The organism is Williamwhitmania sp. (genome assembly GCA_035529935.1).
GTDB lineage: Bacteria > Bacteroidota > Bacteroidia > Bacteroidales > Williamwhitmaniaceae > Williamwhitmania.
This window is the reverse complement of sequence record DATKVT010000160.1, coordinates 1-12,615: the sequence shown is the minus strand read 5'-3', so window position 1 is coordinate 12,615 and position 12,615 is coordinate 1. Positions and strand designations below refer to the sequence as shown.

Annotated in this window: 14 protein-coding genes and 1 tRNA gene; 8 read left to right on the top strand and 7 right to left on the bottom strand. The window is 43.6% G+C overall.

Translation table 11 applies throughout. The annotated features are described in order from the left end of the window. The 6 genes from VMW01_12090 to cas6 (VMW01_12065) all read right to left on the bottom strand — a co-directional run. Nucleotides 1-493 (bottom strand): hypothetical protein (locus tag VMW01_12090; GenBank protein ID HUW06990.1); only part of this gene is annotated, 493 nt, incomplete at its 3' end. A 10-nt stretch (nt 494-503) separates the two neighbouring features. Further along, nucleotides 504-2,669 (bottom strand): CRISPR-associated helicase Cas3', encoded by a 2,166-nt coding sequence (gene cas3 / locus VMW01_12085; protein ID HUW06989.1) that lies wholly within the window; start codon nt 2,667-2,669, stop codon nt 504-506. Beyond that, nucleotides 2,670-3,263: a hypothetical protein gene (locus VMW01_12080; GenBank protein ID HUW06988.1), complete on the bottom strand. Its 594-nt coding sequence runs from the start codon at nt 3,261-3,263 to the stop codon at nt 2,670-2,672. A gap of 49 nt (nt 3,264-3,312) precedes the next feature. After that, nucleotides 3,313-3,972: a CRISPR-associated endoribonuclease Cas6 gene (gene cas6, locus VMW01_12075; protein ID HUW06987.1), complete on the bottom strand. Its 660-nt coding sequence runs from the start codon at nt 3,970-3,972 to the stop codon at nt 3,313-3,315. Nucleotides 3,973-4,209: 237 nt separating this feature from the next. Next, on the bottom strand, nt 4,210-4,905 hold the full coding sequence (locus VMW01_12070) for a DNA-binding domain-containing protein (protein HUW06986.1): 696 nt from the start codon (nt 4,903-4,905) through the stop codon (nt 4,210-4,212). A gap of 101 nt (nt 4,906-5,006) precedes the next feature. Further along, nucleotides 5,007-5,771 (bottom strand): CRISPR-associated endoribonuclease Cas6, encoded by a 765-nt coding sequence (gene cas6 / locus VMW01_12065; protein HUW06985.1) that lies wholly within the window; start codon nt 5,769-5,771, stop codon nt 5,007-5,009. 357 nt (nt 5,772-6,128) lie between these two features. Between cas6 (VMW01_12065) and VMW01_12060 the strand changes: the two genes are divergently transcribed. The 3 genes from VMW01_12060 to VMW01_12050 are packed head-to-tail and all read left to right on the top strand — an operon-like array spanning nt 6,129 to nt 7,699. Beyond that, nucleotides 6,129-6,479 (top strand): helix-turn-helix transcriptional regulator, encoded by a 351-nt coding sequence (locus VMW01_12060; protein ID HUW06984.1) that lies wholly within the window; start codon nt 6,129-6,131, stop codon nt 6,477-6,479. After that, nucleotides 6,463-7,191, top strand: coding sequence for an ImmA/IrrE family metallo-endopeptidase (locus VMW01_12055; protein ID HUW06983.1), 729 nt, complete (start codon nt 6,463-6,465; stop codon nt 7,189-7,191). Before VMW01_12060 ends, VMW01_12055 begins: the two co-directional genes overlap by 17 nt. Next, nucleotides 7,175-7,699 carry a hypothetical protein gene (locus VMW01_12050; GenBank protein HUW06982.1) on the top strand — a complete coding sequence of 175 codons (525 nt, stop codon included), beginning with the start codon at nt 7,175-7,177 and terminating at the stop codon, nt 7,697-7,699. The genes VMW01_12055 and VMW01_12050 overlap by 17 nt, the downstream gene beginning before the upstream one ends. A gap of 140 nt (nt 7,700-7,839) precedes the next feature. On the opposite strand, the gene VMW01_12045 is transcribed toward VMW01_12050, so the two are convergent. Beyond that, a tRNA-Met gene (locus tag VMW01_12045) sits at nt 7,840-7,912 on the bottom strand. 238 nt (nt 7,913-8,150) lie between these two features. On the opposite strand from VMW01_12045, the gene VMW01_12040 reads away from it, so the two are divergent. The 5 genes from VMW01_12040 to VMW01_12020 form a co-directional block, all read left to right on the top strand. After that, nucleotides 8,151-8,537: a desulfoferrodoxin family protein gene (locus tag VMW01_12040; protein ID HUW06981.1), complete on the top strand. Its 387-nt coding sequence runs from the start codon at nt 8,151-8,153 to the stop codon at nt 8,535-8,537. Between the two features lie 71 nt (nt 8,538-8,608). After that, complete coding sequence (locus VMW01_12035; GenBank protein ID HUW06980.1) at nt 8,609-9,469, top strand: M23 family metallopeptidase; 861 nt, start codon at nt 8,609-8,611, stop codon at nt 9,467-9,469. Between the two features lie 24 nt (nt 9,470-9,493). Beyond that, complete coding sequence (locus tag VMW01_12030) at nt 9,494-10,660, top strand: 1-deoxy-D-xylulose-5-phosphate reductoisomerase (protein ID HUW06979.1); 1,167 nt, start codon at nt 9,494-9,496, stop codon at nt 10,658-10,660. Between the two features lie 11 nt (nt 10,661-10,671). Further along, nucleotides 10,672-12,000: an RIP metalloprotease RseP gene (gene rseP / locus VMW01_12025; GenBank protein ID HUW06978.1), complete on the top strand. Its 1,329-nt coding sequence runs from the start codon at nt 10,672-10,674 to the stop codon at nt 11,998-12,000. 161 nt (nt 12,001-12,161) lie between these two features. Then, a partial coding sequence (locus VMW01_12020; GenBank protein HUW06977.1) for a hypothetical protein occupies nt 12,162-12,615 on the top strand: 454 nt, incomplete at its 3' end.

Below are 12,615 nucleotides of genomic sequence, written 5' to 3'. Positions count from 1 at the left end.
TGGCTTCATCATTTAAAAAACGACGATAGTATTCCCACCCTTTGTAAATATCGAGCAGTATCTTTTCGTCGTTGAATAGCAGAGAAAACCCACCGGCTATTCCAATACTGAGACTACTTCCAATCCATGTATAGTAAACATCTTCATTGGGTATTTCTATCTCAATATCAGTAACCAATCCCGAGGTTGTGGCAAATTCCTTATCCTCCGATGCTGGAAATCCTATAGCGATACTGGCATCTCGATCACCTTGGTCAACCTTTTGATGAAGATTTTCCAATTTCTCAAGCCTCTCCGTAGAAGTTAAAGTCTCTGGAGTTTGTCCCTTTTTCATCTGAACAAAAGGTGAGTTTTGCGCCCACATCATGTATTTCGGATGGTTGAAGAACAACTCAAAGTAGATTTTATCAAAAAACTCCTTGGAAGTATAGTCCTTTTTGTATTCTCTATTGTATGCGTGTAAAAATGTTCGCCCAATAACGGTTGTTATCATAGGTCAATAGTTATAAGAATTCAAATGTTGAGTAATTCTCCGATTTAACGAGGCTCATATCAAGCCCTAGCTCACTACTATAAGCTCGGTTGGGAACAATAAAAGGCTTGCTTCCAAATAGCAATTGCCGAAGCGACTTAAAACCATAGTTGAACTTTGCCGGTATTTCCATTCCCACTCGTGCCTCATAATCGGCTTCACGATAGGCAATCTCATCATCTTCTACAATGCAGGCAATGCTATCAATCTCTAGCAGTTCAAAAAGGATCGACTTATTCCTATGGGTAAGGAAGTCTATTCGCCATTTACCATCTTGCTTAAATACCGAATGCTGCTCAATATTCAGTAAATCTACTGATGGAAACACAGTATCAATTTTTGCTTGTAAATCAATCTCCTTTAATACTTCTCCCGAAGGCAACACTTCATAGCTGCTAGCTAAATCATCCTGCTTGTATGGCTTGCAGTCCGATTCCTTTTCAGGCGGTTGGATGACGAATACGGGCATATACTTTCCAATGGTAGCCTCAGTTCTCCTTCGATTTATGCGGCCAAATCGTTGAATAAGGGCATCTAGGGGAGCTGTTTCAGTTACCATAATATCGAAGCTAATGTCTAAGCTAACTTCAACTACCTGAGTAGAAACTACGATACACGCATCCGTGGAAGTGTTAAAGTTGCCATTGGGCCTCCCATCATCATTGAGACCGAGAAGCAACTTCTCTTTTTGCTCCCGATCACTCCTTTTGAAACGGCTATGCAGCAAGACAATTGGAATACTTGGGTATTGCTCTTTAAAATATGTATACTGTGCTTGAGCATTCTTGACCTTGTTGCACACTACTAGCACCTTTTTGCTTTCGGCTATAGCCTTGGCAATTTCTGTATAAGCATTGCTCCATTCGCCAATTTTGTGTACAACATGCCTGTCAAACGCATTCAGCTCATCGGCGCTCAACTTCACTTCCAAAACATTCTCTGCACCCAACACTTCAATTATTTGAGCATATAGGGCTGTTGGCATAGTTGCTGTACCAATATGTATTCGACAATTAAGGTGCTTTAATACTTGAACTATCTTAAAAACGATTGATTGGGTTACCCCGCTATAAGTATGTATTTCATCAAGAATAACATCACACCCTTCTAAGTCTGCAATGGTTGCCTCGAATCCCTGCAAACCAAAAGCAATTGATGCAATTTGATGCGGGGTAAGAATCTTAATGGAGGAGCCAATATGCCCCTGAATTGTCTTTTCTTCGATGGAAGCACCGCTTACAACAATTTGGGACGATGAGTGCAAAAGCCGAATATCTAAATCGGGATTTGTTGACTCCAAATCTCGCTTTACCCTCTTATACATAGCATTAATAGATGCTTGGAAGGGCAATGTATAGAATACTCGTCCTTTACACCTTCTAAAAAGAAAATCGGTTTTGCCTGCACCTGTTGATGCAACAACTAAAGTATGCGGTTTTGCAGAATCCGACTCTTTAAGAGAAAGAGGAAAAAGTGGATGTTTGCGATCGAAGAAAGCAAGGTTTGGAGTCTTAAATATCCTACTTGCCTGCTCTGAGGTTTTATTTCCAAGAGCAGATGCAAAATGGTCGGCTCCCATAAGTAAGCCTTTCCATTTCGAATAGCCCTGCTGCTTAACAACATCGCAACAGTAATCTAGTGCAACTTGATAGTTCGAAGATGCTTCCTCCAATGATATTGCTTTTGCAGCAATTCCAAATCCATTTAGTATCTCAACAGCTGCAGGCATCCACTCATCCCACTTTTCTGCATGGACTTCAAAGGAATCATCGCAGCTATCTTCCAAATCAAGAATTCCCTTCGCAGCCGAGTTGTTGGGCGTTTTTATTGACTTATGGTGACCTACCACCATCTCGATTAGCTGCGGATGGATATGTGAATCAAACAGGGACAGGAACAGCAGTGAGGCAATCTCGTGTCGGAAAAAGCGTTTTGGACGAATCCCATTAAGTTGAGCCTGAAAAACAGGACTTGCCTTACCAATATCATGTAGCAGCGCGCCAGCTCTTGCAATAGATACATCCATACCCTTTGCTTGTGCAATCTTTTCGGCAACAATCATCACCTGCTCTAAGTGCACAAACAAGGGTGTATTATCGGGCGCACCTTTTGCCTTTATATGGCTACACGGAATCATCTAATAAACATTTTTTACAGGGTTTCCAACAGTTTTCAACCAGCCAAACATGGGCTTGTTGCCATCTAGTCTATTATACCCAACCATAAAGGAGTTATCACCCTGTTCCATAATCAACTCAAATCCATGAAAGGTCTCCTCATCGGAATCCAGCTCAGATTCCTCAACTTGAAGAATCTCCTCTTCAGGGTATAAAATGTCCTCATTCCTTGCTAAACAGATATGCTGGCTCGATGCAATCTGAGCATCCTCAATATTTTCAAATGCAAGCCATAATATTGGGTTAATTAGTACTCCACGAACAAGTATGGCATAGGGCCGCTCATAGGTTCGGTTTCTTGCCGTTCCTTTGGTATTCCATCCGCGAGGTTGAATCTGTTCCTGCTGCTGTGATATTCCAGAATAGGATAACCTATGCCGCTTGATTTTATATATACCAAAGGGACTATTGAGTAATTCGGGAAAGAGTTTACGCTCAATACCCGCTACTATCGATGGTGTCAAAAACTGCTGGCTATAGGTTTCGCTATCGCGAACGGCGGTCCAAGGTTTTATAAAACCAAACGGACCTGAATATTTTACGACGTATAACATTGCTGCTGCTTTATAACCTTCAAGCGTTGAAAACCTTGAAGGTTTAGTTTTACTTTATTGCACCTAACCCTATTCCTGTTGAATTACCCAGCCCCACATTCCATGCAAAGGCTTTTGTTTCCGGTTTTCCTTCAATTATTACCGGGCACCAGCTGGTTTTATTGTCAATACCGTTGTAGTGCACTAGCTTGGTTGATGCCTTGCTATAGCTTAAGTCAAACTCAATTTTAAGCGCATCGTCAGTTAATCCAACCTTCTCCATCTTATTTTGCAACGTTTCAGCCAAGTATTGACCCGCTAAAGGATTCGTGTAAAGAATATGCTGTATGGAGGTTTCGTTTCGTCGCTTTATGAAGATTGGGCTCGCAACGTTGAAATGGTTGATATGGGAGAAGTCTGGATTTGATTCTATAAGCACTTCTTTCACTTCCAAACCATTGAACATTGTTGGATCGGCTTGTATCCCTTTAATAATTCCAGCAAGAAGCTTGTCGTTGTGGCTGCTTATGAAAAAGTAACCTTCATTACTAAATTGGAGTAATCCGTTTTTTAGCCTTCCCCCGGTTAACCAGGAGTAGGAGAAAAGGGCAAGTTCACCATGTACATTGTTATTTTCCCCAATCCACTTATGAATTGTTCCGGTTAATAGTGGCTGATGCAAGATTGGAATACCTTGCTTAGGTGTTTTAATCTTTAAATGTATCCGCATATAGTATTTCTAGTTATTACCAGTTCCTAAACCTCGAAGGTTTTCAAAACCTTCGAGGTTTTGTTTCCCTTTCGTCGTGGTTTTATTCTTCTAGAATCGGGAGTAATCCCTCCTCGCCTCGCGAAGTAGCTACTCCTCATACCGAGGAGTTATCCCTCCACATTCTCTGGAGTTACTACTCCTTGTTTCTAAAAAAGGCTAGGCGAAGAGTGCTCCCCACCTAGCCCACAATCATGCTTACTTAACGGTAAGGTTGCTCAATAGTCTCCCTACCTTAAGCACCTTGGTATTCTTAAACATTACTCTCACCTCCACGCTATACTCTCCGGCAGCCAGTGCTGGTAGTAGAAAGTGCAGCTCGGAGGGCTTGTTGCGCGACACGTTGGCTACCTTGGTCTCCGTGCCGTCGGCAGCCACGAAGAAGATGCCCTGCTTGTCGTCGGTGCTGTCGAACTTAAGCCGCGAGCCTTTGATTACTGCAATGTTGCCGGGCGTAAGCGTATCGTTGCGGGTGCTGCTTGCAACATCCTCCAGGTACATAGGGTCGGGCTTAGGACTTCCTCCCTTCACCTTTTCAACAACAACATCGTTTATCACCTCCTTTAGCCGAACTCCCGCTGTAATATTCAGCTTTACAGTGTGGCGGTTACGGTCGAAGCTGTCGTCGTTGCCGTTGAATACTCCCTGAACAGAGAGGTTGAGGTTAAATAAGGGGGTGTTGATGCTGTTGCCATCGCGCAATGATTGCTGCAAGGCAAGGGTGTACTCCTCCATTACCGATAGCGCCTCGGCCTTGGTTACCGTGGAGCCACGGCTCACCATGAGATCGAAGATGTCATTTTCGGTCTTGGCAGCGCTACTCTGTGCTACGGCCGAAAAATCGTCTGGGTCGGCCGTTAGGTGGTTCTCAAATAATGCATACTTTAGAGACATCGTAATCAGTTTTAAAAGTTTCACAATTCCCTTTGGTGTGCCATTATTGGCGATTAGCAGCAATTATTTGCGATTCGTTGCGATTTATATATTCAAGTTTCCTACTGTATATCACAAAAGCCAAACCCCATGCTATTGTCCTCTCCAAATCCGGCATCGTAGCCCATTTTGAGCAAGGCAGCATCGGCCGAAAGGCGAAAGGTATACTGGTATCCAATAACCTTAATTGGATTCAAGTCACTTTGCTTTATCATTATACCTTTTTGCTTTGCCTGGCCCAGCAGCTCAAACGCGGGCGTAACAGTGTCCGCATGGTCGTGACCGTAGTATGTTTTATACTTCTGCTTTAGGTTGCCAATGAGCATTGCACCGTATCTACAGTCGGTGGGAGTGAGGTATTCCTTGGTTCGGTCGGGTCGGGCTGCTGCCACCACCACCGGCGATAGCGTATGAAATACACCCCAGCTGGTGAACTCCCGTGCCGGTTCCAGCGCAATGCTTCCTACTCTAAATTGCACCTTGCTCAATCGATCACCAAGAATTAGCGTTTGGTTCTGAAACACCCCTTTTATAAACTCTTCGGTGGATCGCTCCGGCAGGAACGATAGCTTAAACGATACCGTTGGCGAAAGAATATGCAGCCGGTCACCTGCTACTTTTCGCTTAGGAACGTTGAGGTGGGAGAAACAAAATAGCTTAAAGTTTCGATATCCAAGTGAAAAGCCATTGCCGTGTAGCCAGCTGGCATACTGTTCATCCCCGGCGGCAATGGTCTTGTATATCCACGAGGCCAGCTCGTACTGGTAGTTGATTGGTAATACTGGGTTTAAGGATTCATCAACGCTTAGCAGAATAGTAAATCTCATAGTTGTTAATCATTTTTACTGAGGCTTTCAGTTTTGGTTTGTTGGACTTACTAAATTTCGGAATGTTTTTTCTAAATATCAACTTTTTATAGGACTAGTTATGAACATGCTGGGATGTTTAACTTCCAAAGACTAATATTCACAACAATTTGAAGTTTATCAAAGTTATTAAATAAATTGAACGATCAGGTTTGGTGGATGGTGTTGCTGTGTGGTTATTTTGTTTTCCTTGCATCATTGTCCTGTGAATCGCAACAACATAAATTCACAACATATTTTGGTGGTTGTTACAACAAATTGTTACATTTGTCGTAACATATCGTGTAACTGTTGCATTTAGTAACAAGAAAAGTCACCATGGATTCTACAAAAATCATCGGAAGTAATGTGAAAAAGTATCGTGCTGCACAGGGGTTTACGCAGGATAATCTTGCTGGATTTCTTGATGTATCACGCGAAATGATCTCTTTCTATGAGACGGGAAAAAGACCTATTCCTGTAACAGCATTGGACAAGCTGGCCGATCTATTTGGGGTAGATATGGAAGAGCTGCTGGAGGAAAGCACGACGGTTGCCAACACCAACCTTGCCTTTGCCTTTCGAAGTGATTCACTAGCGGAGGAAGATGTGCTGAGCATTGCAGAATTTAAGCGCATTGTGCTAAACTATCTAAAGATGAAAACCATTACCAATGCTGCTGGCAATTAAAAAGGAGGCATCCGAGTTTAGGATTACGCTTGGTTTTGGTAACACGGAGCCCATACAGCTAAAAAGCTTACTAATGAGGCTCAACGTAATCACGGTTTTCAAAGAATTGTCGGACAAATTCTCCGGAATGGCAATCCGTGCCGGTGATTTTAGGTTTATGATTATCAACTCCAATCATTCCATTGGCCGTCAGAATTTTTCTATTTGCCATGAGCTTTACCATTTGTACGTTGATGACAATTTTCGGCCCCATCACTGCAATTCAGGGTTGTTTGACAAGAGAAAAGAGCAGGAGTATAACGCCGATATTTTTGCCTCTTACTTTTTGATGCCCGACGATGGCATTACCCGCTTAATTTCCCAAGAAGAGCTTGTTGCCAAGGACAAGATCACCATTGAAACGATTTTGAGAATAGAGCAGAGTTTTGGTTGTTCGAGGAGCGCACTGCTTTTTCGGTTAAAAGAGCTGGGGATAATATCGGCCGAAGGCTATGATGGCTTTAAGCAAAACGTTAAGTTGCTTGCTCGGCAATATGGATATCCCACGGAATTGTATGAGCCAGGGAATAAGAATCTGGTAATTGGTGATTATGCGGCAGTTGCCAGGCATCTTTACGATGCGGGCAAGATATCAGAAGGACACTATACAGCTCTTCTCCAATCAATAGGTCTGGATATTCTTAATGTGGACGACAATGGCGCTGGAGATTGATGCTTCAAAAAAGATTCTTCTGGATGCTGATGTAATTATCCACTTTATTAAGGGGGAGCAAACAGGAATTCTTCACCAAATATTTCCCAACAAGCTATACATTTTAGATGTTGTTTTTGGTGAAGTGTTCAAAGCCAACTCCCGAATTATCGTTGAGAATCTTATAAGGAGTCATATCATATTTGAACTTTCGTTTTCAGGCGATATTGAGGTCATGAGGGAGTATGGTCGGTTGAGAAAGATTTATGGAAAGGGCGAAAGTGCGTGCATGGCATACTGCAAGTTCAACAAGGATGTTTTGGCCAGCAGCAATCTTCGTGATATTAAACTGTATTGCCAGCAACACGGTATACAATACCTAACCACCATGGATTTTGTTTACAAGGCGCATCTTAAAGGGATCTTGGACGAGGCTGAATGCGATTATTTTATCTACAATGTATTAAGCAAGGGGAGTAAACTTCCGTGCAGTAATCTTGCAGAATACATTCGGCTGCTAGAGAGGTGAGGGAAATTGCTTAATAGGCTGGAGGTAACCCCCTGTAGATTTTTTTGTAGGCTTCTTGGTATTATAGGACTTAGGCATAAAACATAGCCCTAAATATAAAGCAAAAAACCCCGAAGACTTGCATCTTCGAGGTTTTCTAGTAGCGGGGACAGGACTCGAACCTGTGGCCTTTGGGTTATGAGCCCAACGAGCTACCAACTGCTCCACCCCGCAATATATCGTTTTCAATAAAATCAGAACCTTTTAAGCTGCATCGACACCAACTTCCTCAATCACCCCGAAACCATTTTGTCAAGTGCGGTGCAAAAGTAGCATACTTTTTTGGTGATTGCAAACTATCGACTACTTTTTTTCAAAATAAACATACTGTTTTAAAGGCATTCGGCTCACCAATAGCACCCAAGAACATTTTTTAAGCTACTTTTGTTCCTACTTACAAACTGGAATTTCTATGCCACGAGTTTTTAAACCAGTAGACATCAGCCAGGAGGAGAAAGAGCTGATGAAGGACTACTTCGACAGACATACTCCTTTTATTTATTGCGACGACTCCGTTAAAAAAGGTGAAAAGTTGAAGGTGAAGGTTACCCTAGGCAACGAGTATAAACACCCGGATGATTACGATCACTTTATCAGCACCTTGCAGCTATGGAACAGGGAGACATTGTTGGCTCAGGTACACTACACTCCGGGTGCATTTGGGAATCAACCTACCCACGTTGAGGTCGATTTTTATGTGGCTGCCAACGTAAGCATGAACCTTACAGCTATGGCAGTATGCACAAAGCATGGACTCTGGCAGAGTGAGGAGAAGTACGTGAAGGTGGTTCAGGATTAGGTTAAAGGCGATTGCTTTCCCCTATTCTAAATTAAAAGTTTCTATATTTGTGGGATTGCATTCGAAATAACATGGCTCAAAAGGATTCAAAGCGCTATTTATCCAAGCTTAAAAATAAGTACCGCTTCAGCATTTACAACGATCAAACCTTTGAAGAGGTTTGGTTTTTTCGCCTTTCAAGGTTAAACGTGATAGCGTTTTTGGGAGGTTCTTCCTTACTGCTTGTAGCGCTGGTTACGGTGTTGATAGCGTTTACCCCTCTGCGTGAGTTTATTCCTGGCTACCCCAATACCACTACTCGAAGGGCAATTGTGGAGAATGCCCTTAAGGTGGATTCGCTGCAGCAGCAGCTCGACCAATGGCAAAAATACCTCACCTCTCTTAAGGCAATTATGAATGGTGAAAACCCGCCAGTATTGCAATCTAAGAAGGATACCACCATACATCCCAAGGATATTGTTTTTAAAAAATCGCTTGACGATTCGCTGCTTCGCAGCCAAATTGAGGAGAAAGAGCAATACAACCTTTCGGTAACAAACAACTCCATTGAAAATACAGTTAAGGGGATGCATTTTTTCCCACCTGTAAGAGGAGTAGTAACTAACTCCTTTAACATAGCTAGCGGCCACTTTGGTACCGATATTGCCTCCTCACCCAATGAGGTGGTAGTTGCCACCCTCGACGGCACAGTAACCATGGCTGCATGGACCTTAGAAACGGGATATGTTATTCAGATACAGCACGCTGGAAATCTGCTCTCCGTATATAAGCACAACTCTAAGCTGCTAAAGAAGGCAGGAGCACACGTTAAGGCAGGGGAGGCCATTGCCATTATTGGGAATAGTGGTGAGCTTACCACTGGTCCCCATTTGCACTTCGAACTTTGGTATAACGGCACTCCCGTCGACCCCGAAAAGTATATTGTTTTTTAAGCATTCGAAAGATTTTTATTGGGAATGAGAAAACGCTTGGCTATTCTGGGTTCTACCGGTTCTATAGGAACTCAGGCGCTGGATGTGGTTCGCTCCCATCCCGACCGCTTTGAGGTGGTTGTCCTTACGGCCAACAACAACCTTGACCTGCTGGTGCTGCAGGCTATTGAATTTTTGCCCAAGGTGGTGGTTATTGCCAATGAGGCAAAGTATGAGCGCGTTCGTGATGCGCTAATGGCTATGCCCATTGAAGTTTTGACCGGTGCTAGAGCAATTGGCCAGGCAGCGGCCATGCCCGAGGTAGATATGGTGCTCGCTGCAATGGTGGGATTTTCGGGGCTGCTGCCAACCATTGAAGCTATAAAAGCTGGGAAACATATTGCACTTGCAAATAAGGAGACCTTGGTGGTTGCCGGTGAAATTGTAACTGGGTTAGCTCGACAGTATGGGGTGGACCTACTACCTGTTGATTCGGAGCATTCTGCCATCTTTCAATGCCTGATGGGTGAAACGGGTGGTGTAGAAAAGCTCATCCTTACTGCTTCTGGCGGACCATTTCGTTCGCTAACGGCTCAGCAGCTGCGTAGCGTTACCCGGTGCGATGCGCTAAAGCATCCCAACTGGTGCATGGGAAATAAAATTACGATTGATTCGGCCACCCTGATGAACAAGGGTTTTGAAGTAATTGAGGCCAAGTGGCTATTTGGAGTTGAACCATCGGACATTGAGGTTGTTGTTCACCCTCAGTCTATCATTCACTCCATGGTGCAGTTTAAGGACGGCTCCATTAAGGCACAAATGGGTATTCCCGACATGAAGTTGCCCATTCAGCTGGCATTTGCATACCCTGATCGGCTTTCGTTGGGATCGGATAGGTTCGATTTTTTCAAGGGCGAGGGATTGACGTTTGAAAAGCCCGACATGGGAAAATTCCCTTGCCTACAGCTGGCCTATAATTCGTTGCAGCAAGGGGGTAACATGCCTTGTATACTCAATGGTGCCAACGAGGTGGCTGTGCAGGCATTTTTAGAGGAACGAATTAGCTTTCTCGATATTCCACGAATTGTGGAGAAAACGCTGGAGCGGGTTGCCTTTTTGGCCAACCCTTCGGTGGATGATTACTGTAGTATCGATGCCGAGGCTCGTGTGGTAGCTTCGGAGGTAATGCAGAATTTGGTTAGTAAACTATAGAAGCTGAAAATATGAGCATGGAAATTTGGACAAAGGTCGCGCAGTTCTTTATGAGCCTCTCTCTTCTGATTATTCTTCACGAACTTGGGCACTTTACGCTTGCCAAGCTTTTTAAGACTCGTGTCGAAAAATTCTACCTCTTTTTTGACCCTTGGTTTTCGCTGTTTAAGTTTAAACGTGGCGATACCGAGTATGGGGTAGGTTGGCTACCGCTGGGTGGTTACGTGAAAATCTCGGGGATGATTGATGAGTCGATGGATACCGAGCAGCTGAAGTCGGACCCGGAACCATGGGAGTTCCGCGCAAAACCAACTTGGCAGCGATTGCTAATTATGATTGGCGGAGTGGTTGTAAATTTTTTACTTGCCTTTGTCATCTACAGCATGGTGCTCTACACTTGGGGTGATGAGTTTCTAGCGAATAAGGATGTTACCTACGGTATCGCGGTTGATTCAACAGCGCAAAAGTTGGGTTTGCAGAATGGCGATAAGATACTGAATGTTGGTGGGGTTGAGGTTCAAAACTTTCAGCATATTATTGCTGATATTGTTTTGGATCAAGCAGATTACGTGGAAGTTGACAGAGGTGGAGAAGATATAAAACTCCCTATTTCGGCGGCCATGAGGGCAGCAATGATAAGTAAGCAGCCCATTATTGCTCCACGAATTCCAATTGTGCTTGATAAAATTGCGAAGAAGTCTCCTGCTGCTAAAGCCGGGTTCAAAAGTGGCGATAAAGTTGTTGGTGTTGATTCGTTAAAAACTCAATACACCGATGAGTTTAGAGACTATGTGATAAGCCACAAAGGAATGCAGATTGTAGTTAATGTTGACCGTGCCGGAAAACTGCTGGCAATTCCCGTTACCGTCGGTAAGGATGCTCTAATTGGAGTATCGTTCGATACTAACCTAGAGAAGTTTTTTCACATTAGCGTGGAACACTACACCTTCTGGGCTTCCATACCAGCTGGAGTTACCAAAAGTTATAATGTTATTGGCAGCTATTTAAAGCAGCTTAAGTTGCTGGCTAGCCCTCAAACGGGAGCCTACAAGTCGGTCGGCGGATTTATTTCCATAGGCAAGATTTTCCCTGGAACTTGGGATTGGGAGGCATTTTGGAGTATGACAGGTCTCCTGAGCATTGTTTTGGCTATTATGAATATTCTACCCATACCTGCACTGGATGGTGGCCACGTGCTGTTCCTCCTTTATGAGATGGTGACTGGAAGAAAACCCGGTGATAAATTTTTGGAGTATGCCCAAATTACGGGCATGGTGTTGCTGTTTGCCCTGCTTCTTTTTGCCAACGGGAACGATATTTTAAAACTATTTCAGCATTAGAATGCCAATTGCAATTATTGAAATCCCGGAAATATTTCCGGGATTTCTTTTTAAGCATCTCAATGGTAATGGTTGACAATAAGCTAACTTGGGTTAATCTGTATTGAGTAGGTTGGCAATTCAATGCCTTCTTAGTAACTTGCCCATGATTTGATTTCGACATGAGATATAGGTTTCGGTACGGGGTGTTGGCCTTTGGCGTTTTTGCGCTTTTGACAATTGACTGTAAAGCAAATACTGCCCCGCTTATTAAGCACAAGGGTAATCAGGTTGCCGACAGGGTGATTGCTGCACTGGATAGTTTATCACGGCTCAACTTATTTGCTAAGGCTAATACGCCTACATATCAGGTCAACCCCAACTATCTTATCCCCGATCTTGCCATTGAATATAAGCTGGCTGTCCTTGATAATACCACCCCAGTTGGAATGGACTTTACGCCAGATGTAAAGCGGTATATCCAGCTTTTTACAGTGGATCGACGCGACGACTTTGCCAAGATTCTTGGCTTGGCACGGCTCTACTTCCCTGTATTTGATGAATATCTGGACCGCTATCACTTACCGCTGGAGCTGAAGTATCTTGCCATTGTGGAGTCGGCTCTAAATCCGTTGG

Bases quoted from the DNA above. Each gene is read 5' to 3' on its own strand.
- rseP (HUW06978.1), top strand. From the start codon at position 10,672: ATGAGCATGGAAATTTGGACAAAGGTCGCGCAGTTCTTTATGAGCCTC.
- VMW01_12055 (HUW06983.1), top strand. From the start codon at position 6,463: ATGCTGCTGGCAATTAAAAAGGAGGCATCCGAGTTTAGGATTACGCTT.
- VMW01_12070 (HUW06986.1), bottom strand. From the start codon at position 4,905: ATGTCTCTAAAGTATGCATTATTTGAGAACCACCTAACGGCCGACCCA.
- VMW01_12035 (HUW06980.1), top strand. From the start codon at position 8,609: ATGGCTCAAAAGGATTCAAAGCGCTATTTATCCAAGCTTAAAAATAAG.
- cas3 (HUW06989.1), bottom strand. From the start codon at position 2,669: ATGATTCCGTGTAGCCATATAAAGGCAAAAGGTGCGCCCGATAATACA.
- VMW01_12030 (HUW06979.1), top strand. From the start codon at position 9,494: ATGAGAAAACGCTTGGCTATTCTGGGTTCTACCGGTTCTATAGGAACT.
- VMW01_12040 (HUW06981.1), top strand. From the start codon at position 8,151: ATGCCACGAGTTTTTAAACCAGTAGACATCAGCCAGGAGGAGAAAGAG.
- cas6 (HUW06985.1), bottom strand. From the start codon at position 5,771: ATGAGATTTACTATTCTGCTAAGCGTTGATGAATCCTTAAACCCAGTA.
- VMW01_12060 (HUW06984.1), top strand. From the start codon at position 6,129: ATGGATTCTACAAAAATCATCGGAAGTAATGTGAAAAAGTATCGTGCT.
- cas6 (HUW06987.1), bottom strand. From the start codon at position 3,972: ATGCGGATACATTTAAAGATTAAAACACCTAAGCAAGGTATTCCAATC.
- VMW01_12080 (HUW06988.1), bottom strand. From the start codon at position 3,263: ATGTTATACGTCGTAAAATATTCAGGTCCGTTTGGTTTTATAAAACCT.
- VMW01_12050 (HUW06982.1), top strand. From the start codon at position 7,175: ATGGCGCTGGAGATTGATGCTTCAAAAAAGATTCTTCTGGATGCTGAT.